Origin of the sequence: Streptomyces sp. SLBN-8D4 (assembly GCF_049739545.1) — a bacterium.
Lineage (GTDB): Bacteria > Actinomycetota > Actinomycetes > Streptomycetales > Streptomycetaceae > Streptomyces > Streptomyces canus_C.
Genome location: NZ_JBMGQC010000001.1, coordinates 4,690,481 through 4,710,073 on the forward strand (window position 1 = coordinate 4,690,481; position 19,593 = coordinate 4,710,073).

Here is a 19,593-nt window from a genome sequence, read left to right on the forward strand (position 1 = left end):
CGGTTGCGGTCCGGCAGGCAGGCAGGCAGCCATCGGACGGTGGGAAATGGCGTGGCCCGGAATCGGCGGAGAAGGCACAACCGATCACCTACGAGCGGGCGTTGGTGCACGAAGGATCGTTGAGGTGAGTGGCGGCGCGAGCGGACTACTGCCAGCCGGCGTCAGCCGGGGCGACCTGCCAGCCGGCGTCAGCGAGAACGGAGGAGGTCGCAGCCGCGTCTGCCTCGGACGGGGACGCGATGGCCGGGCCGGTGAGTGCCGCCACGATGACGAAGGAGGCGACCGCGGCGGCCTTGGCGATGCGGGTGCGAAGCATGGCTGTTTCCGTTCCATCCGGAGGTGAACTGCGGTGTCCGGTCTGCCTCGCGTCCCGCGGTGACGCTTCGGCCGGCCGGTGATCGATAGCTTCGTCGCAGCTCAGGCCTGTGAACAGAGTTCAGGGATGGACGGAAAGGGCCTTGGACTCATGCGTCCACACGGGCCGCTTCAGTCCACCGGCTGCGGCGCGAAGGCCAGCGGCATCAGCGGCACCCCGGCCCCGGTCAGCCGGGCCGTCGCCAACTGCGGTACCTCTCGCAGGAGTCGGTCGCAGACCCGAACCGCCCGCTCCTCCGCCTCCTCGAGCCCACCGGCCAGCACGTAGAAGCCGAGCGTGAGTCCGGACCCGGGACGGGTGTGTACGGCGACGTGCTCGACGCGGTCGCCGGCACTGATCGCGGAGCGCACCACAGCCGCGATGTTCGGGGGCGGTTGTTCACCCGAAGGCAGAGCCAGGTGCGCGTGGACGAGGTACATGGGCTCCAGAGTCTCAGCGGTTGCCGTCGGCCTGACAGTGCCGCGGCAGGCCGGTTGCGGCCGGGGCCCGTTCCGTCCTTCCCTGGTGACGATCCCGCACCCCTCTGCGAAGATCTCGTTCGGACAAGGGGATGTTCCGTGCAGGAATACTGGGGGACCACATGCTGACCACACTCGGACTCGATTCCGTCGGCGAGACGGTGTACCGCGCCATGCTCAGACAGCCGGCCGCCGGTGTCGCGGCCCTCGCCGATTCCGTAGGGGTGCCCGAGGAACAGGTGCGAGAGGCGCTCGACACACTCAGTGAACTGGCTCTGGTGCGCCCCGCCGCCGGAGACGCGGGCCGGCTCCGGGCGGTCTCCCCGGACATCGGGATGGAAATCCTGATGGCCCGGCAGCAGGCACAACTGGCGGCCCACCAGCAGCGCCTGGAAGCCTCGCGGGCTGCCGCGGCCCAGCTCATCTCCGAGTACGCGGAGCTCCGTCCGGCCGCCAGCCATCCCGACGTGGAGCAACTGGTCGGCCTCGACCAGATACGCGACCGGCTGGCCGTGCTCACCCGTGAGGTGAGCGAGGAGTTCCTGGCCTTCGCCCCGGGCGGGCCGCAGACCGCCGAGAACATGGCCGCGTCACGGCCGCTCAACCAGGATCTGCTCGCCCGCGGGGTGAGCATGCGCACGATCTACCTCGACAGCGTCCGCACCAACCGGCCCACCGTCGAACACGCCGACTGGCTGGCCCGGCTGGGTGGCCAGGTTCGCACGGTGCCGTCGCTGCCGACCCGGATGATCCTGATGGACCGGCGGATCGCCATGATCTCGGTCAGCAGCGACGACACCGCCGCCGGCGCGGTCCTCCTGACCGGGCAGGGCACACTCACCGCGCTGTGCGCGCTCTTCGAGGCCACCTGGGAGGCCGCCCAGCCGCTCGGGCAAGTCGTCCCCACCGATCCGAACGGGCTCACCGGCCAGCAGGCCACCGCCCTGCGCCTACTGGCCGAGGGCCACACCGACGAGGCGATCGCCAAGCGGCTCGGAGTGTCGCATCGCACGGCCCGGCGGATCGCCTCCGAACTGATGGACCGCCTCGGCGCACGCAGCCGCTTCGAGGCCGGCGTACGCGCCGTGCAGCAGGGCTGGCTCCCGACCCGACCTTGACACCGGGCTCCCGGCCGGACGCCTTCGACAGCACCGCGGACCCGCCGGTCACCCGCCGGCCGCCTTCCCCGTCTCCGCGACACCGTGCCAGCGCGTGCCCGCAGGAGCGGACAGCCACGGTCGACAGCGGCATGATCCGACCTTCACGACCACCCCGACACGTCGACGTACCGGGCGCCGGAGAAGGTCATCGCCGGTGTCGAGGTCCTGGTCAGAAGGACGACGGCGGCGGTGGCGGCCGCATTGTCGCCCGGAGCGCCGACGAAGGTGACCGGTGCGTCCGCGGTGCCGGCCGATCCGATGTTCGCGGGGGCGTACTGGGTCTTGTTCCGTGCCACGTGGACGGTGTCCCCATCTGGAGTTGGCGGAACCGTACGGCGGGTTCGGGCGGCCGGACCATGGAAATCAGGATGTCCTGCCGACGATGAGGCATTGAGGGAACAAGCCTGATCGTTGGAAGAGCACAGCACGGCAGAAGCTTGAGCCTTCCATTACCTCGCCGCCGGCCGCTCACGCGGAACACCCCGGGCCCGGTCGCGCCGAGGGTGGCGAAATGCTCTCCTGGAAGGAGCCGCAGGAGAACACGCCGATGCGTCACAGCCGGAGTTCCGCTCTCACAGCCGGCCGGTCGGTCGCCCCGACCGGAACGGGTGGGGGGTTGCTGCCCACGCGGGATCTCGCTGCCGCCTGGTCGCTCGTGGTCCTGATCGCGGTGCCCGCCTGGGTGCTCACGATCGGCCAGGCCCGGGACATGGGGGTCGAGCCCGGCACGATGGGGATGGCGCTGCCGCTGTTCCTGCTGCTCTGGGTGACGATGATGGCGGCCATGATGCTGCCGTCCATGGCGCCGGTGGCCATCACCTGGGTCCGGGGCATCGGCCGGCAGTCCTCCGGCTGGGCCCGGACCGCCCGTACCGTCGAGTTCGTCGCCGGGTACCTGCTGGTGTGGACGGCGTTCGGGCTGCTCACCTACGTGGCGCTGGCCTTCACCGGCAGCCTGGTGGGCGACCACCCCGCGGCCGGCCGCTGGATCGGTTCGATCGCCCTCCTGCTCGCGGGCCTGTACCAGCTGGGCCCCCTGAAGACCGTCTGCCTGCGGCACTGCCGCGACCCCCTGGGCCATCTGGTGCGCTACTCCGGCTTCCGGGGGCGGGCCCGCGACCTGCGGGTGGGCCTCCACCACGGCGCCTACTGCGTCGGCTGCTGCGTCGGGCTGATGGTCGTCCTCGTTCCGCTGGGCGTGATGAACGTGGCAGCGATGGCGGGGCTGGCCGTGGTGGTCTTCGTGGAGAAGCTGTGGTCCCGGGGCCCGCTGCTCGCCCGCGCCGTGGGTGTCGTATTCCTCGTCCTGGCCGTGCTCGCCCCCTTCCAGGACTGGCTGCTGCCCGGGCTGCGGGACTCGATGCCGTCGATGGACGACATGTGATCCCTTGCCGGTGACCGGGTTCCCCACCGGGGAAGACAGGTGCAAGCTGGAAGGGAGGCCGTCTCCCGTTCCCGGACCCGGGCTCGGCACACGCGGTCTCGCCACTCCGAGTGAGCCTCCTGGGGCTCGGCAGGAGGAAAGCGAGATGACAGAACAGGCCACCACCGCGACGCGCTGGCATCTGACCGGCGACTGGTTCGATGTGTGCAACTGCGCCATCCCCTGTCCGTGCACGTTCGCGCAGCCCCCGACCTACGGAGTGTGCGAAGGCGTCCTGGTCTGGCACGTCCGGGAGGGCGGCTACGGCGACGTCCGTCTCGACGGCCTCAACGTCCTGATGCTCGGCACCTTCACGGGCAACGTCTGGGCCGCCGAGCACAGCGACCCCTACGCCGCGGTCTTCCTCGACGAACGCGCCGATGATCAGCAGCGCGGTGCTCTCGGGGCCGTCTTCGGCGGCGAGGCGGGCGGCTGGCCGGCGCGGTTCGGGCAGATGCTCCACCCCGAGATACGCGGCATGGACGTCGCACCCATCCGCGTCGAGATAGACGATGACCTCGCCACCTGGCGGGCCGAGATCCCCGGCCGTGTCACGGCGGCCGCCGAGGCGCTCACCGGCCCGACCAGCGCGGACGGCGCGCGGGTCCAGGTCCACAACGCCCCGGGTGCCGAAGTCGGACCCGGCCAGGTCGCCACCTGGGGCCGGGCCACCGTCGACCGCGCGGACGCGTTCGGCTTCTCCTGGGACCGCTCGGGCAAGTCGAGCAAGCACTTCCCCTTCGACTGGAGCGGCCCCGACTGACCCACCCGGCGGCACGGAGCGCAGCGCTGCCGCGTCAGGACCTCAGAAGACGCCCTTGTACGCCTGCCATCCCGTGGCGATCCTCGTGCGGGAGCCGAACGACCCCTTTCCGTTGCCGTTGTTGCGCCACAGGTTGCCGGAGGTGTCGCGGGAGACGAGGTCCGCCTTGCCGTCGCCGGTGATGTCCCCGACGCCGACGACCACGTTGTACGACCCTCCCCACGCCCCGAACAGCTTCACGCGCGCCTTGAAGGTGCCGTTGCCCGTGCCGGTACAGCGGTACAGGTTGTTGGACTTGTCCTGGGCGATCAGGTCACCGATGCCGTCGCCGTCGAGGTCTCCGACGCCCACGATCTTCTTGTACGTCTTCCAGTTGTCGTAGAGCTTCACGCGGGCGGAGAGCTTGCCGGTGCTCGTGCCCTTGTAGAGATACACGGCCCCCGTGGACGAGTTGCGGGCGATCAGGTCCGGGCGGCCGTCGCCGGACACGTCGCCCGGCGAGGTCAGCACGTCGTACTGGTTCCAGCCCTTGCCCAGCGAGGTGTGCGGAGTGCTCGTGATGAAGGCCTGCCCGCGCATGGTCCGGTACACCCGCAGCTCGCCGCTGCTGAACCGGACGAGGACGTCGTTGCGGCGGTCGCCGTTCAGGTCGCCGAAGGGGACCGGCGTCACGGAGGAGGGCCAGCCCGAGGCGGACATGGCCTTGCCGAAGGCTCCCGTGCCGTCGCCCGGCCGGTAGCTGATGACGCCGGACGAGCTGAGGGTCAGGAGGTCGCCGGTCCCGTCGGGTGCCCAGGTACCGCCGTTGGTGAAGTCGTGGCGTACGGCGGCTCCGACGGACACCTGCACCGTCCGGGACACCGTCAGCGCCGGCCCCGAACCGTCGGCGGGCAGGGCCGTCAGCTTGAGGGTGTAGGTGCCGTTGGGGACGAGCGCGCCCCTGCTGTCGCGCGTGTCCCAGCGCGCGGTCAGGTTCCCCTCCACCTCGCCGCCGGAGAGCGTACGGACCACCGCGCCGGAGGCCTTGCCGGTGAGGGTGGCCGTCCAGGAGGCGGCGGGCTTGGAGAGCAGTCCGCGCCACTGCCACCAGGGGCTGCTCGCGGCACTGATCTCCCACATGTTGTCGGTCGCCTCCGACTCGACGGCGGAGAGTCGCTGGGTGGCGGTCCCGCTGGGGACGAGATGGATCCGCTTGTCCGCGTCGACGTAGGCCGCGGGTCCGCCGAACTTGTCCACGGTCCAGGTCACCCCGCGCGAGCTCGACGTGCCCGCCGCGAGGTCGCCGATCCTGCGGGTGGTCGCGGTGCCGTCTGCGAAGGCGGTGAGCAGCAGCGCCCCGGCCGAGGTGTCGTGCCGGACGAGATAGCCGTCGCCGAGCAGGGCCTCCCCGGACGGGACGGTGATGTTCTTCCTCGCCGTACGGTCGTACACCCCCGCGGTCGCGGTCGGGCCGCAGGACCAGTAGATCCAACGGCCCACCGCCTGAAGCTCCTTGGGCACGCACGGGGCGCCGGTGGCGACGGTGTCGGTGGTTTTGCCGGTCTTCAGGTCCTTGGCGGTGACGACACCGGTGCCGGAACCGGGCGTCCACAGGCTGGTCCCCCAGACGGAGGCGGCCGTGACGGAGCGGGTGACGACGGGCTGCAGGTCGGAGTAGACGCCGAGGTCGCCGACGTACTGCTTGGCGGGGGAGGAACCGTTGACGATCGCGTAGCGGCCGGTGATGTCGAGGACGGTCCCGGAGGCCGAGGGCAGATAGAAGCCCCACTGGTTGTCGAGGGACTGGACATAGGAGTCGACAGGGTCGGAGGCGGCGGTGAAGGTCACCACCTTTCCGTCGCCGGTGGTGTAAGGGCCCGCTCCGCGGCCGTCCCAGGTCTGCCAGGTCGGCGCGCTCGGCTTTCCGTCGGGGGCGATCCGCCGGGTCCAGTAGGCGCCCATGAAGCTGCTGTCGGCCTCGTCGGTGGCCAGTGTGCCGTTCTGCAGCGACAGCCGGGCGATCCTCGCGGGCATCGACGGTACGGCGGTCAGCTCCGTCAGCGTCGGGGTGCCGGCCCCCGTGTCGGTGACCCTGCGTACCGCCCAGTGCCCGGCGTCGGTGCCGCCGACGGCCAGCAGAGCGCCGTCGGGTGCCGTGACGAGGGAGCTGTTCGCGTGCCGGAGCAGGGTGACCGGGTCGCCGCCGGTGAGAGGGACGGCCATCAGACGCTCGCCGGACTTGTCGACCCAGTCGCTCGGGCTCGACGGGACGGAACGGGCCACGACCAGCCAGCGCCCGGCGATGCCCACGGACGGGGTGCCCTCGGTGCCGGGCAGCGGCACGGTCGTCTCGGCGGCGGAGAGGTCGGCCCGGGCCAGGACGTGGGCCGTCTTGAGGTCGGCCCACCAGACCAGCCGGTCGGCGCTCAGCGCGAGCCCTGTCGGGGCGACGGGGACGACCACGTCTCCGGTGACCTTCGCGGAGGCGAGGTCCACGAGCGCCAGGTGCCGCTCGCCCGTTGCCGACTGGTAGCCGATGACAGCGGTGCCGCTGTCGCCGCCCAGCACGCCGAAGTTGGCCGTGATTCCGGTCGGCCAGCCGTCGACGAGGGTGCCGTCGGCGGGAGCGCCGTCGCCGTAGAGCCACAGCACGCGATGGCCGTCGGCGTCCTGGGCCTGCGTCAGCACATGGGTGCCGAAGGTGGCCCGGTACGTGCCGTGGGTGAGGGCGATGTCCGTGCCGGTACCGGCGGACAGGTCCCTGAGGACCACCTTCTGGGTGGGCGAGACCACATCGGTCACGACGTCGGACGAGGACCCCAGGTAGGCGGGGAGTTCGAGCCGGGACAGGGCGCCCAGCTCGGTCGTCGCGCCGGTGTCGTACGACGTCCACAGATAGCCGGAACGGCCCTCCTGGACATGCAGATAGCCGCTGGGTCCTGCGGTGTGTATCCGGTCCCCGCGCGGTATGTAGCGGTCCGCCTGGAAGACCTTCTCCGTCGAGAGGACGGAGTTCGCGACACCGTCGTCCGCGGCGGCGGTGACGGCGAGCGGGCCGGGACCTGCGGTGACGGCGAGGACCGCAAGCGCGGCGATCCCCCGGACGGTGGTGCGGGCGGTGGTACGACGGGCCATCGTCGCCTCCTGGGCCTCTCAACAGAAAAAGGCGTGACGGAACGGCGGCGGCCGATCAGGCGCACGTCGACGTGCTGTGAAAACGTCCAGCTCCCCGAGCTGCCCCCCACGCACAGCGGCACGAGAGTATCAGCAGCCCCAGGCGCATCAGGAGTAGCGCAGTTCGACGGTGATGTGCGGGGACAGTGCCCGGAGGAAGTCGGGCGCGTCGAAGACTTCGCCGGCCGAGGCGACACCGAGTGTGCGGGTGCGGCCGGTGAGGATGCGGTGGACCGCCTCCACCGCGAGGGGCGCGGTGACCGCGTAGATGTCCCGGCCGCGTGCCACAGCGCGCCGTTCGGTGTCGCCGGAACGCACGACGGCTTCGACGAGGAACGTCTGGTCGGACCGCCCGTTGTCGTCGGCCGCGGTCGGCGCCGGGGTGTCCGGGGCCGAGAGGTCCCTGGCGGCTTCGCTCGCCATGTGGGTGCGTACCTCGGGGATGGAGAGGTGGCTGGGAAGGGTGACCACGTCGGCCATCGTGAACTCCGCGACGACCTCCCTGGTGCCCATCGGGTCGGGGAAGGGCCACTTCAGGAGCGTCGGCGCGTCGTCGTGGTACTCCAGCCGCCCCTGCGTGTAGCGGACCCGCCGGCCGCCGCGACGCTCACCGGAGACCGCACCCGCGGTGCGCGTCCCTGGCGTGGGGTGCCAACTGCTCAGTCCGTACGCGATGTTCGCCTCGTCTGCCGCCGTCCAGTCCCCCATCGCTGCGGTGGCCAGCAGGTCGCCGAGGCCGCCGTAGAAGGCCATCGCGGGGACGACCACCACTCCCGCCGCGCGGGCGCGGTCCGCGAAGTGCGTGAACGTGTCGAGGTTCGCCTCGATCTCGGCCGCCACGTCGACGTACGGGATCCCGGCGCGCAGTGCCGCCTCGATCACCGGAGCGGCGGTCACCGCGAAGGGCCCGGCTGAGTTGATCACGGCGTCGACGCCGTCCAGGGCGCGGTCGAGCGAGGCAGGGTCGTCGACGGACGCCGGCCGGACCTCGAGTCCCGGTTCGGATGCCGCCAGCGCCCGCAGCTTGCCGGCGTCGCGGCCGGAGAGGACCGGGACGAACCCGCGCTTCCGCAGCTGTGCCACCACGAAGCGTCCGGTGTGTCCGTACGCGCCGAACACCGTCACCGTCCGGCCCGTTCCCGTTCCCGGTGCCAGTCCCAGTCCCAGTCCCATGGGTTCTCCCCCGTGCTCGAATTGATCTGCTGATCTGCTTGATCTGCCACGACCATCGTGTCGGGAGCGGGCGCTTCCGCGTGAGTGTCCGGAACGACGCGCCCCGTACACTTTCGGACATGGGTACCGTCGTCGCGCTGGCCGTCACCAAGGGGATGCTGCCCTTCGAACTGTCCATGGCCTACGAGGTGTTCGGCGCCGCTCCGATCGGCGTGACCGTGCCCTGGTACGACCTGGAGCTCTGCGGGTCGGACGCCGTGCGGCTCGGCCGGTTCCGGCTGGAGCCCGACCAGGGGCTCGACCGGCTCCGGCACGCCGGCACCGTGATCGTCCCCGGCTGGGCGGACACCGACGAGGACCCGCCCGCCGAGCTCGTCGGCGCGGTGCGGGCGGCCCACGAGGCGGGTGCGCGCGTGGCCTCCCTGTGCACGGGCGCCTTCGTGCTGGCCGCCGCCGGCCTGCTGGACGGCAGGCGGGCGACCACGCACTGGGTGCACACGGACGCCCTGGCCGCGCGCTACCCGCGGGTGGAGGTCGATCCGGACGTGCTCTACGTGGACAACGGCAGCGTGCTCACCTCCGCCGGCAAGGCCGCCGCGCTGGACCTGTGCCTGCACCTCGTCCGTCTCGACCACGGTTCGTCCGTCGCCAACGCCGTCGCCCGCCGCCTGGTGGTGCCGCCCCACCGGGCGGGCGGCCAGGCGCAGTTCGTGGCCGCCCCGGTGCCCGCCCGGGACGACCATCCGCTCGCCGGCCTGTTCCCCTGGGCGATCGAACGCCTCGACCGCCCTCTCACCGTGGAGGACCTGGCCCGCCAGGCCGGGATGAGCTCGCGCCACCTGGGCCGCCGGTTCAGGGCGGTGACCGGCACCACTCCGCTGCAATGGCTGCTGACCCAACGGATCCGCCGCGCACAGGAGTTGCTGGAGACCACCGACGACATCGTCGACGCCATCGCGGCGGCCACCGGCATGGGCACCGCCACGACGCTGCGCCGGCACTTCAACCGCACGGTCGGTGTGCCTCCGGACACCTACCGCCGAACCTTCCGCTCACAGTCTTCGGGCATGCAGCCGGGGGCTACCTGAGACGGGCGGGGCGATTGATGCCCGCGCGCTTCGCCTTCTCGATGCGCTCCGGGCCGGCGTCCTTCCGGTACTTCTCCGTCTCGGCCCAGTCCCTGGGCTGCAGGAAGAGCATTTCACCGCTCCCCGGCACGATGAACGCGCCCCCGAAGGGCTCGTCACCCGCGAACCAGACACCGTCCGTGATGCCGACGGGCCACCGACCCCGCCCCAAGGCATCCTTGGCACGCAGGGTGAAGGGCGTGCCGGTCTGATCTCCGAAGCGCAGGTAGAGCGTGTGGGTGGACTCCATGCCGATCTTCTCGACGGGGGTGCGGAATTCGAGCGGGTAGGTCCGGAACACCTTCGAGCACTTCCGGGCCAGACTCAGACGGCCGGCGAGAAGGAACAGTGTCCACACCATGCCGAACATTCCGACAATGCCCACCGGCAGCAGATAGTCGATGTGGAACACGAACAGCTGGATCCACAACAGCAGGAACACCGGGAAGAACTTGAGGAACTTCTTCAGCGCGACGCGCTGGTGGTAGCGCACCGCACCCTTGAAGTCCGTTCCGTCGGTCGGGTACGGCGCGGGCGGGGTGTCCGACTCCAGACCGTCCTTCCATCGTTCTGGCACTGTCATCCGAACGGGCTCCTCTCGTCAGTCCCTGAGCCGGAACCCGGGAACGGGCCGGACGCGTTGTCCGCTTCGGCCGGGTCCGGAACCGTCGGGTCGTCCAACGTCACCGTGCGGGCGACACCGAGCAGCACGCCGCGGTAGTCCTCGGCGAGCTCCACGGCCGGGGTGACCAGCTGCACGGTGATGATCGACGAGGTACGGGGAACCGGGATCGCCACGGTGCCCTGCCAGACGGTTCCCTCCGCGGGGCCTTCCTGACCTTCGGGGGGAGCGGTCGGCGCGACCGTGGTCCGTTCCGTCTCCCACAGGTATCCGGTGCCCACGGGCAGCTCCACGGGCACGAGGCCGTTGTCCGGCCCCGTCCCGCCGTCTCCCAGCATCTGGAGAAGCACGGCTTCGGGGTGCGCTCCCGACGTCGGGACGGTGGAGGCCGTGAGGACGGACAGCGTGGGCTCGCCGCGCTCGTCCGGGTGCATGCCGAGCGCGCACCCCATGACCTGCTGACTCCGCAACATCGTCAGGACGACGGCGTACAGGCGGAACACCTGGTCGGCGCGGTCCCGCACGTCTTCGGGAAGGGCGCTGAGCTGCCGGGCCACCTCCTGGATGCCCTCGGGTGACGGCTGGAGGTCCAGCTGGAGGTATCCGTGGGGCAGCCCGTACCAGAACTCCGGCTTCGGTTCGGTCGCGACCGTGTCAATGAATCCGTTCACAGCCTGATCCCCGCCATCAGTTGTCCGACGTCCAGGGCGATGCCCTTGACACCGTCGACCAGACCGGTCGAGGCGGCCGCACCCTTGGTGATCTCGGACGCGTCGTGTCCGGGACCGTTCTTCGGCAGCACGCCCATGTTCTCCAGGGACGACGCCATGTTCGCCGCCACGTTGACGCCGTTGATGCCGTACTGGAGCGCTCCGGTGGCCGGGGAGGTCGCCGCATCGAGGGCCTTGAAACTGAAGGCGGGAACGATTTCCTTGCTGAACGCACCCAGCTTCGAGCCCAGCGACAAGGCCTCGCCCCCTTCCCGGGCGACCGCCGCCGCGAGACCCGCCTCGCTGCCGGCCCTCGCGAGGGCGCCGACACCGGGCACCATGCCGAGGCCGTCACCGACCATGGAGGCCCAGGCGAACGCACCTTCCTTGAGGCCGTACTCACCCATCAGCGAGTCTCTGAAGTCCTCACTCGCGAGGTTCTTGGCCATGGAGACCGCGCTCGCCGCGACCGCGATACCGAGGAAGACCGGCGCCAAGGGGGTGGGGAGCAGGGCCAGCAGACCCGCGATGGCGCCGATGGTCCCGGCATGCTCCACGAGGAACTCGCCGACCGCCTTCAGGCCCTCGCCGATGGCGCTGAGGGCCTTGTCGAACCAGCCCGGCTCCTTGGGGGCGAGCTTGTCGTCGGCCTCGTCGAGGCTGCGGGCGACGGTCTCGGCCGCGTCGGTGTGGGTGCCCTCGAGTTCCTTGGCCTTCGCGATGACGTCGTTGTAGGCGGTGTTGGCGTTGTTGAGGTGAGTGGTGGCCTCGGTCAGTTCGCGCTCGGCGGTACGCAGGCGCTCCGTCGCGGCGTCCGCCTCCGCCTGGCTGGGGTATTCCTTGCCGGCGAGCTTGAGGTCCGGGTTCCCCGCGGCCTGGTCGTAGCGGGCCCGGGCCTTGTCGGCGTCGGCCTTGTTCTCGCGCGCGGCATCGTCGTACTTCTTGGCCAGTTCGCGGTGGGAGGTCAGGTCGCCTTCCCATGTACCGAGCGCCGCGGCGGCTTTGTCGAGTGAATGCCCGGCGTTCATCATGGCGGTCTTGAGGTCGCCGTCCAGCGTGTCCCGGAAGGCGCTCGCGGCGTCTCCGTGCCAGCTGGAGCTCGCTCCGAGCAGATACTCGATCTGACGGTGGCAGTTGTTGAGCGTGTCGGCCGCGGATTTCACCTTGCGGTAGAGGGAAGTGACCTGCTCGGGTACTCCGGGTACCGGATTCCAGCCGAGGCTCGGGAACGGGTTGTCAGCCACCGGTCACTTACCCCCGGTGTTCGCGGCGTTGGTCTCTTCCATCTTCTTGAGGGCGTTCGAGAGGTTCTCCTCGAACTGCCGGTAACTCAGCGCGGTCTTTTCCACGCCTTCGTCCACGGCTTTGATCATGTCCTTCAGCTGGCCGGTTCCGTACTTCCATCTGTTCTGGAAGGTCTCGCACGCCTCGTCCAGCCGCGGAGTTCCGATCTGTTCGGCACTGACAGCGGAGAGCGCTGAGCGTGCTTCCTCCAGGTCAGTGACGGACTGTTTCAGCACCCGGCCAAAAGAGTTCAATTGACCCAGATCGACCTTGAATTCATCCGCCATGAGGCGGCCCCCTGTCTTCGGCTGCGAGCGAGGCGACACGGACGCACGGGGAACGGAACGGGACAGCTGTTCCCACCAGGCTGCCGGCGCGGCACCAGACTAAAGTACGGGCAAAGACGCGTTGCCGCCGTTCCCGCTGCGAATCGGCAACTCCCGCACGGTGAAGCCGAGTCGAGCGGAAAACGGCTCGCTTTCCGCCCACCATCTCCTTGATCTCCACAGGTCCGCCAACTCCGGCAGTCACGTTGTGCGGCCACCCCGCTTTTGGGGCTTCTGGTGGGCAGGTTTCCCTGCAGCCCCCTACAGCCCCCCGCGGCCCCCGGCACCCCGGAGTACCAGGGTCCGGTCAGCGTGGCTCCTCACCCTGCGCCACCTCCACCTCGTGATGGAAGGTGATCACGCCGGTCGTCGCGGCACAGGCCGAGAACGCCGAACCCTGCTGGTCCTCGCCGCCTGCTGCTGGGGGACGTCGGTCGGACTCACCCGCGTCTACCTCGGGGTGCGCTGGTTCACCGACGTCATCGGCGGCTGGCTGTTCGGCCTCGGCTGGCTGGGGCTGTGGCTCGGGGCGACGGCGAGGTGGCTGCCAGGGGAGGCCGTCGGCGGCACGGCGGACACGGCAGAGCCGTGAGGCACGGCAGACCCACCGTGAGGGTCGCGGCTCTCGCTCGTGCGGGCGGGCGGGCGGGCGACGTAGCCGTCGCCGGCCTTACCTGCGCGTCCTGGTCGTAGGCGTAGGCTCCGGGCCGTCGGCGCGCAGGGGGGCACGACCGGGCTTCTGGGGGTCGGCGACCACGGCGCCCTTCTTCTTGTGGTGGCGGGGCACGACGTCCTGGGGGAACGTCAGCTGCTGGTTCATCCACTTCAGGGCGGGGGGCATCTCCTGCACCCAGGTCGGGAAGTTGTGGCTGCCGTGCTCGGGCAGGATCGACACGACCCGCATGGGTGCCCTGACGGCCTTGATGAAGGCCTGCGTCTGCGGGTAGCCGCGCTCACCGTGCTTGCTCTCGGCCACCAGGACGGAGACGTCGGGGACGGGCAGGTGCTTGAGCCGCCACATCAGGTCGTGGCTGTTGATCCGCTCGATGCGGTCCGGGCCGTTGCCGAAGAGGTTGCCGGTCGTCGCATCGTCCTTGATCTTGTAGTCGGGCGACAGGGCGGCGGCCGTCGTGAACACGTGCGGATCGCGCATCGTCAGCTGGAGGGCGCAGCTGCCGCCGGAGGAGTAGCCCATGACGCCCCAGGCACTGGCGTCATGGCCGACCCGGTAGGCGGACTTCAGGGCTTCGGGAAGGTCCTTGGCCAGGAAGGTCTCGGTCTGCGGGCCGCCCGGTACGTCCACGCACTCGGTGTCGCGCGGCGGGGCGATCGTGGGCCGGATCATCACCATGATGGTCGGCTGCATCTGACCGCTCTTCTGCAGTGCCCCGGCCGTCTGTGACACCCGCAGGTACTGGGCGAGGTTGAAGATGCTGCCCGGGTAACCGCTGAGCGCGACGATCACCGGGAAGCGCTGCCGCTGGTAGGCCTTCTGGAAGTACTGCGGCGGCAGGTAGACGAAGGCCGGGTCGATCACACCCGTGCGGCGGCCGAGGACCTTCACCGACTCCACGCGCCCGTTCACCGCGGCGGGGCCGGTGGGCAGTCCGCTGACCCGGCTCAGCTGTTCGTCGGTGGCGGGCTGGACCAGAGACCCCTTCACGGCGACGCCGTTCACCGAGCCGGTGCCGCCCGCCTGCGTGACGCCGACGGGGGCCGTCTCCACGTGGCCGAAGAGTTCGCCCCACGATCCGAAGAACTGGTACGACGAGTTCAGCCAGCACGCGAACGCCGCGATGATCACCACCTGGGTCGTCCCGAGGGCCACCAGGCGTCCGAGCACCTGCAGCAGGCCCTGCCGGGCGAACCGTGGCCACCACCAGACCAGCAGTGCCACGGACACGGCGGCGAGTGCCGCCATCACATACACGGTCGTCTCGCTGGTCAGACCCATACCGGTTGATCCCCGATTTCCCTACCTGTGAGGTTTCCTTCATACAGAAGGAGGGCTGCGGGATCCTCCACGTTCCCCAATTAGTGCAAAAGGGGTCCGCTTCTTAGTGCAAAAGGGGTACGGGGCGTCGCGACCGGCACCACGGGCGGCGGCCCGGACGGTCACCCGCCGTCGGCCGCGCCCGGCGCCTGTCGTCCCATGGTGCTGGCTCGCGGGATGAGCCGGTGCGGGGCCCGGATCTCCATGCCGGGGACCGGAGTCGAGCTGCCGATCCGCTTGAGCAGTCGCTCGACCGCCGTCTCCGCGATCATCTTCTTGTCCGGCGAGACGGTGGTGACGGGCGGGTTGGAGTAGCGGGCGTCCTCGATGTCGTCGTAGCCGACGACGGCGACGTCCTCGGGGACCCGCAGTCCGCGGGCGGCCAGCGTGTGCAGGGCACCCAGGGCCACCAGGTCGCTGTAGCAGAAGACCGCGTCGGGTGGTTCCGCCAGGTCGAGCAGGTGGGCCATGGCGCTCGCGCCGTCGGAGCGGTTGAAGCGCGGGGTGGAGATGACGAGTTCCTCGCGCACCGGTATGCCGGCCCGCTCGTGGGCCAACCGGTAACCCTGGGTGCGCAGTTGGGCCGCCTCACCGGTGCGGTAGGGCTGGTCGCCGATCGCGGCGACGCGGCGCCGGCCGAGGCCGAGCAGATGCTCCGTGGCCTCCCGGGAGGCGGTGACGTCGTCGATGCCGATGTGGTCGAAGCCGCCGTCGCTCACCCGCTCACCGAGTACGACCAGCGGGAGGTTCGCGTCGCGCTCGCCGAGGTCGGACTGGGCGAGCCCCAGGGGGCTGAAGATGACGCCGTCGAAGAGCAGTTGCTGGGAGCCGCGGCTGAGGAACAGCTTCTCGTGCTCCGCGTCGCCGTCGGTCTGGTCGATCAGGACGTTGTAGCCCTGCACCCGGGCCGCCCGGATGATGCCCTGGGACAGTTCGGCGAAGTAGGGCGTGTCCAGGTACGGCACCACCACCGCGATCTGGCCCGAGCGGCCGGAGGCGAGATTGCGGGCCAGGACGTTGGGCTGGTAGCCGAGCTCGTCGACGGCCTTCTGCACCCGGGCACGCATGGCCTCGGAGACCGGGGCGTAGCCGTTGACCACGTTGGACACGGTCCGGCTGGAGACGCCGGCGAGCGCCGCGACGTCGCGGAGTGTGACGCCATTTGCCATATGCACACCTTCGTCCCGGATGCCGGTTTCAGCGCTGAAAGTTTCTTGCGGGTTACCTCTTGCAGCGCGGCAAGTTCTCGGTTAACACTTTTGCAGCGCTGCAAAGCGTAGCAGAAGGGGGCCTGATCCAGCCGGGTCGGGAACCCAGGGACCGTGACGTCATCGCGTCGCGGACCGGACCGTAGGAGCCGCAGTGGGAACAGCCACCACTCAGGGCCCGGGAGCCGCACCGGCCCTGACAGGGCTTCACTCTTTACTCGTGGTGGTCTGACGGCGCCCGTGCGCTGATCACGAGCTCCCGCTCACCTTCACCGACGTCACATGCGCCCACCCTCCCGCGCCGGTTGACGTCCGCCCTCACCGAAGCCGTGGTGCCCGCACGCCCTCGGCCCTCCTCGCCGACCCCTGTGTCCGGCGTACCTCCGCCTTGCCTCCCTCGCCCCTGCCCTCGGGCACCACACCCAGGAGATTGCTCATGTCCTCCACCAGAAAGCCCACGCCCCGTTCCCTGCGGCGGACCGCGGTCGCGGCGACCTCCGCCGCCCTCGCCGGCGTGCTCCTCGCGGCCTGCGGCTCGGGCGGCGGCAGCGGGAGCGGCACCACGGGCAGCGGCCCGGTGCACATCAAGGTGTGGGCCTGGTACCCGCAGTTCAAGCAGGTCGTGGCCGAGTTCAACAAGACCCACAAGGACGTCCAGGTCGACTGGGTGCAGGCGGGTGTCGGCCAGGACGAGTACACCAAGCTGAAGACCGCGCTCAAGGCGGGCCAGGGCGCCCCCGACGTCGTCATGCTGGAGTTCCAGGAGCTGCCCACCATCCAGCTCACCAAGGGCCTGCTCGACATGGGCAAGTACGGCGCCAACGCCGACAAGGGCAACTACGTCGACTGGGCCTGGAAGCAGGCCTCCGACGGCGACCACGTCTACGCGATCCCGGTCGACGGCGGTCCGATGGCGATGATGTACCGCGCCGACCTCTTCAAGAAGTACGGCCTGAAGGTCCCCACCACCTGGGCGGAGTACAAGGACGAGGCCGCCAAGCTGCACAAGGCCGACCCCAGCGCGTACATGACCGACTTCGGCAGCGACGAGACCGCGGCCGGCTGGCGCCAGGGCCTGATGTGGCAGGCCGGCTCGCGCCCCTACACCTACTCGGCGAGCAAGCTGCCGGACATAGGGGTCAAGCTCAACGACGACAACGCCAAGAAGGTGTACGCCTACTGGGGCGACCTGGTCAAGAACAAGCTGGTCGACACCCAGTCGTACGCCACCACGGACTTCTACAACGGCCTCAGCACCGGCAAGTACGCCACGTACATCGCGGCCGGCTGGGGTCCGGGCTACCTCTCCAGCGTCGCCCAGAAGACCGCGGGCAAGTGGCGGGTCGCCCCGCTGCCGCAGTGGACGGCGGGCGGCAACGCCCAGGGCGACTGGGGCGGTTCGAGCTTCTCGGTGACCTCGCAGACCAAGCACCCCAAGGAGGCCACCGAGGTCGCCCGGGAACTCTTCGGCACCTCCGAGGCGGCCTGGAAGATCGGCATCGACCAGGCCTACCTGTTCCCGCTGGTCAACCCGGTCCTCAACGGGGCGTACTTCCAGGACAAGAAGTACGACTTCTTCGGCGGCCAGCAGATCAACAAGGTGTTCGTGCCCGCCGCGAACGGCATCGGTGCCTTCGACTGGAGCCCGTTCCAGGACTTCGCCTACAACACCGACACCAGTGAGGTGGGCAAGGCCCTCCAGGGCCAGAGCGCCTGGTCGTCCGTCAACGACGACGTCCAGGACCAGGTGACCTCCTACGCGAGCAAGCAGGGATTCAAGGTCAGCAAGTAACGGACCCGAGTCCCCGACCCCCACTGCCCCCGCCGGTGCCCGTGCGTCGCACCGCCCGCCGGCGGGGGCTCCGCAAGACGCGCAAGGAGATGTGATGAGCCTGCTCCGACAGCAGGGACCCGCGACGGCCGCGACACCGAGTACCGTCCGCAAAAAGGGACTTCGCTCCCCTGTGACCGGATCGGGCGCGGGCCGCCGGAACGGACGGCAGTCCGCCCACACCCGCCACCAGGCCATGGGCCTGCTGCTGATCACCCCGTTCGGGCTGCTCTTCGCGGCCTTCCTGGTGGCCCCGCTGGCGTACGCCTTCTGGCTGAGCCTGCGGACCTCCACCCTGGTCGGCGGTGACCACTTCAGCTGGTTCGCCAACTACAAGCAGACCTTCACCGACCCGCACTTCACGTCCGGTGTGCGCCGCGTGGTGGTCTTCGGCCTGGTGCAGATCCCGGTCATGCTGGGGCTCGCGCTGCTCGGCGCCCTCATCATCGACGAGGTCTCCAGCAGGCTCGCCAAGGTCTTCCGGATGACGCTGTTCATGCCGTACGCCGTCCCCGCGGTGATCGGCGCCCTGATGTGGGGCTTCCTCTACAGCCCCACCTTCGGCCCGGTGAACTCCCTCAGCCACGCTCTCGGCACGGGGAAGGTCGACCTGCTCGGCCACAGCCTGATGCTGACCTCGCTCGGCAACATCGTGACCTGGCAGTGGACCGGCTACAACATGATCGTCCTGTACGCCGCCCTCCAGGGCCTGCCCCGCGAGGTCTACGAGGCGGCCAAGCTCGACGGCGCCGGGCAGATCCAGACGGCCCTGCGCATCAAGATCCCGATGATCTCCTCGGCCATGGTGCTCACGATGATGTTCACCATCATCGGCACGCTCCAGTTCTTCACCGAGCCACGCGTGCTGGAGCCGACGGCGTCCTCCGTGATCACACCGGACTACACGCCCAACCTCTACGCGTACAACCTCGCCTTCCAGTACTCGGAGTTCAACTACTCCGCCGCCATCTCCTTCTCCCTGGGAGCGGTGGTCTTCATCGGCTCCTACCTCTTCCTGTTCGCCGCGCGCAAAAGGAGCGGACTGAAGTGACCACCGCCGCCGTCCCCGCCCCCGCCGTCGCCGTCCCGGCGCCCCGCCGTACGTCCTCCGCCAAAGGACGCGTCACCGTCAACGCGGTGATGGTGGCGATGATCCTCTACTTCCTGATGCCGTTCTGGTGGCTGGTCGTCGCCGCCACCAAGGACAACGACGCCCTGTTCTCCACCGCGGCCCTGTGGTTCCACTCGCCGGGCGCCTTCTTCACCAACCTCCGGCAGCTGTTCACCTACAACGACGGCGAGTACCTGCGCTGGATGGGCAACACCGCGATCTACGCGGGCGTCAGCGGAGTCGGCGCCACCGCGGTGGCGACCTTCGCCGGGTACGCCTTCGCCAAGTACCGCTTCCCCGGCCGCAACCTGCTCTTCTCCAGCCTGCTCGGCGCCATCATGGTCCCGGCGACCGCGCTGGCCATCCCCACCTATCTGCTGCTGAGCAAGGTGGCGCTGACCAACACCATGTGGGCGGTCATCCTGCCCTCGCTGCTGAACCCGTTCGGCGTCTACCTGGTGCGGGTGTACGTGCAGGAGTCCCTGCCGGACGAGCTGCTGGAGGCGGCCCGCGTCGACGGCGCCGGAGAGCTGCGCGTGCTGTGGTCCGTGGCGCTGCCGACGCTGAAGCCGGCGCTGGTGACCGTGCTGCTGTTCTCCATGGTCGGCACCTGGAACAACTTCTTCCTGCCGCTGGTGATGCTCAACAACGACAAGCTGTTCCCGCTGACCGTCGGCCTGCAGTCCTGGTACCAGGGCGCGCTGATCCAGTCGGGCGCCAACGCGCTGTTCACCCTCGTCATCGCGGGCTCCCTGGTGGCGATCATCCCGCTGATCGTGGCCTTCCTCCTTCTCCAGCGGTACTGGCGCGGCGGTCTGACCGTCGGAAGCCTCAAGTGAGCCCAGCCCCTCCCCTTACGCGCACCTCCCGGAGCG

General features: G+C 69.9%; 19 protein-coding genes. 8 read left to right on the forward strand and 11 right to left on the reverse strand.

Annotated elements, in window-relative coordinates; all coding sequences use genetic code 11:
* Positions 1-145: 145 nt before the first annotated feature.
* Entirely contained in the window at positions 146-316 is a 171-nt protein-coding gene (locus tag RKD20_RS21090; RefSeq protein WP_424879083.1) for a hypothetical protein, read from the reverse strand.
* A gap of 170 nt (positions 317-486) precedes the next feature.
* Complete coding sequence (locus RKD20_RS21095; protein WP_424879084.1) at positions 487-795, reverse strand: hypothetical protein; 309 nt, start codon at positions 793-795, stop codon at positions 487-489.
* A 161-nt stretch (positions 796-956) separates the two neighbouring features.
* On the opposite strand from RKD20_RS21095, the gene RKD20_RS21100 reads away from it, so the two are divergent.
* On the forward strand, positions 957-1,952 hold the full coding sequence (locus tag RKD20_RS21100) for a helix-turn-helix domain-containing protein (protein ID WP_424879085.1): 996 nt from the start codon (positions 957-959) through the stop codon (positions 1,950-1,952).
* Positions 1,953-2,095: 143 nt separating this feature from the next.
* Here RKD20_RS21100 and RKD20_RS21105 read toward each other — a convergent pair whose 3' ends face one another.
* The gene (locus RKD20_RS21105) at positions 2,096-2,290 is read right to left on the reverse strand and encodes a hypothetical protein (protein ID WP_424879086.1); all 195 of its coding nucleotides are present in this window, start codon (positions 2,288-2,290) and stop codon (positions 2,096-2,098) included.
* A 215-nt stretch (positions 2,291-2,505) separates the two neighbouring features.
* Between RKD20_RS21105 and RKD20_RS21110 the strand changes: the two genes are divergently transcribed.
* Positions 2,506-3,378 carry a DUF2182 domain-containing protein gene (locus RKD20_RS21110; RefSeq protein ID WP_424879087.1) on the forward strand — a complete coding sequence of 291 codons (873 nt, stop codon included), beginning with the start codon at positions 2,506-2,508 and terminating at the stop codon, positions 3,376-3,378.
* A 145-nt stretch (positions 3,379-3,523) separates the two neighbouring features.
* Positions 3,524-4,180 carry a DUF1326 domain-containing protein gene (locus RKD20_RS21115; protein ID WP_424879088.1) on the forward strand — a complete coding sequence of 219 codons (657 nt, stop codon included), beginning with the start codon at positions 3,524-3,526 and terminating at the stop codon, positions 4,178-4,180.
* 42 nt (positions 4,181-4,222) lie between these two features.
* Here RKD20_RS21115 and RKD20_RS21120 read toward each other — a convergent pair whose 3' ends face one another.
* A complete protein-coding gene (locus RKD20_RS21120) occupies positions 4,223-7,294 on the reverse strand; it encodes an FG-GAP-like repeat-containing protein (RefSeq protein ID WP_424879089.1) in 3,072 nt (1,023 codons plus the stop codon).
* Positions 7,295-7,441: 147 nt separating this feature from the next.
* The gene (locus tag RKD20_RS21125) at positions 7,442-8,506 is read right to left on the reverse strand and encodes a saccharopine dehydrogenase family protein (RefSeq protein WP_424879090.1); all 1,065 of its coding nucleotides are present in this window, start codon (positions 8,504-8,506) and stop codon (positions 7,442-7,444) included.
* Between the two features lie 119 nt (positions 8,507-8,625).
* Between RKD20_RS21125 and RKD20_RS21130 the strand changes: the two genes are divergently transcribed.
* Positions 8,626-9,594 carry a helix-turn-helix domain-containing protein gene (locus RKD20_RS21130; protein WP_424879091.1) on the forward strand — a complete coding sequence of 323 codons (969 nt, stop codon included), beginning with the start codon at positions 8,626-8,628 and terminating at the stop codon, positions 9,592-9,594.
* Here RKD20_RS21130 and RKD20_RS21135 read toward each other — a convergent pair.
* The 4 genes from RKD20_RS21135 to RKD20_RS21150 are packed head-to-tail and all read right to left on the reverse strand — an operon-like array spanning position 9,587 to position 12,536.
* The gene (locus RKD20_RS21135) at positions 9,587-10,216 is read right to left on the reverse strand and encodes a hypothetical protein (protein ID WP_424879092.1); all 630 of its coding nucleotides are present in this window, start codon (positions 10,214-10,216) and stop codon (positions 9,587-9,589) included. The genes RKD20_RS21130 and RKD20_RS21135 overlap by 8 nt on opposite strands.
* Entirely contained in the window at positions 10,213-10,926 is a 714-nt protein-coding gene (locus RKD20_RS21140) for a hypothetical protein (protein WP_424879093.1), read from the reverse strand. Before RKD20_RS21140 ends, RKD20_RS21135 begins: the two co-directional genes overlap by 4 nt.
* Positions 10,923-12,209 (reverse strand): putative T7SS-secreted protein, encoded by a 1,287-nt coding sequence (locus tag RKD20_RS21145; protein WP_424879094.1) that lies wholly within the window; start codon positions 12,207-12,209, stop codon positions 10,923-10,925. Before RKD20_RS21145 ends, RKD20_RS21140 begins: the two co-directional genes overlap by 4 nt.
* Before the next feature lie 3 nt (positions 12,210-12,212).
* Positions 12,213-12,536: a hypothetical protein gene (locus RKD20_RS21150; RefSeq protein WP_424879095.1), complete on the reverse strand. Its 324-nt coding sequence runs from the start codon at positions 12,534-12,536 to the stop codon at positions 12,213-12,215.
* A 385-nt stretch (positions 12,537-12,921) separates the two neighbouring features.
* On the opposite strand from RKD20_RS21150, the gene RKD20_RS21155 reads away from it, so the two are divergent.
* Positions 12,922-13,167 carry a phosphatase PAP2 family protein gene (locus RKD20_RS21155; protein ID WP_424883280.1) on the forward strand — a complete coding sequence of 82 codons (246 nt, stop codon included), beginning with the start codon at positions 12,922-12,924 and terminating at the stop codon, positions 13,165-13,167.
* A gap of 78 nt (positions 13,168-13,245) precedes the next feature.
* On the opposite strand, the gene RKD20_RS21160 is transcribed toward RKD20_RS21155, so the two are convergent.
* Positions 13,246-14,529 (reverse strand): alpha/beta hydrolase, encoded by a 1,284-nt coding sequence (locus tag RKD20_RS21160; RefSeq protein WP_424879096.1) that lies wholly within the window; start codon positions 14,527-14,529, stop codon positions 13,246-13,248.
* Positions 14,530-14,690: 161 nt separating this feature from the next.
* On the reverse strand, positions 14,691-15,737 hold the full coding sequence (locus RKD20_RS21165) for a LacI family DNA-binding transcriptional regulator (protein ID WP_424879097.1): 1,047 nt from the start codon (positions 15,735-15,737) through the stop codon (positions 14,691-14,693).
* 475 nt (positions 15,738-16,212) lie between these two features.
* Here RKD20_RS21165 and RKD20_RS21170 point away from each other — a divergent pair, with 475 nt between their 5' ends.
* The 3 genes from RKD20_RS21170 (at position 16,213) to RKD20_RS21180 (ending at position 19,557) form a co-directional block, all read left to right on the forward strand.
* Positions 16,213-17,568, forward strand: a complete 1,356-nt coding sequence (locus RKD20_RS21170) for an ABC transporter substrate-binding protein (protein ID WP_424879098.1) — start codon at positions 16,213-16,215, stop codon at positions 17,566-17,568.
* 94 nt (positions 17,569-17,662) lie between these two features.
* On the forward strand, positions 17,663-18,658 hold the full coding sequence (locus tag RKD20_RS21175) for a carbohydrate ABC transporter permease (protein WP_424879099.1): 996 nt from the start codon (positions 17,663-17,665) through the stop codon (positions 18,656-18,658).
* The gene (locus tag RKD20_RS21180) at positions 18,655-19,557 is read left to right on the forward strand and encodes a carbohydrate ABC transporter permease (RefSeq protein WP_424879100.1); all 903 of its coding nucleotides are present in this window, start codon (positions 18,655-18,657) and stop codon (positions 19,555-19,557) included. The genes RKD20_RS21175 and RKD20_RS21180 overlap by 4 nt, the downstream gene beginning before the upstream one ends.
* The last annotated feature ends 36 nt before the right edge of the window (positions 19,558-19,593 follow it).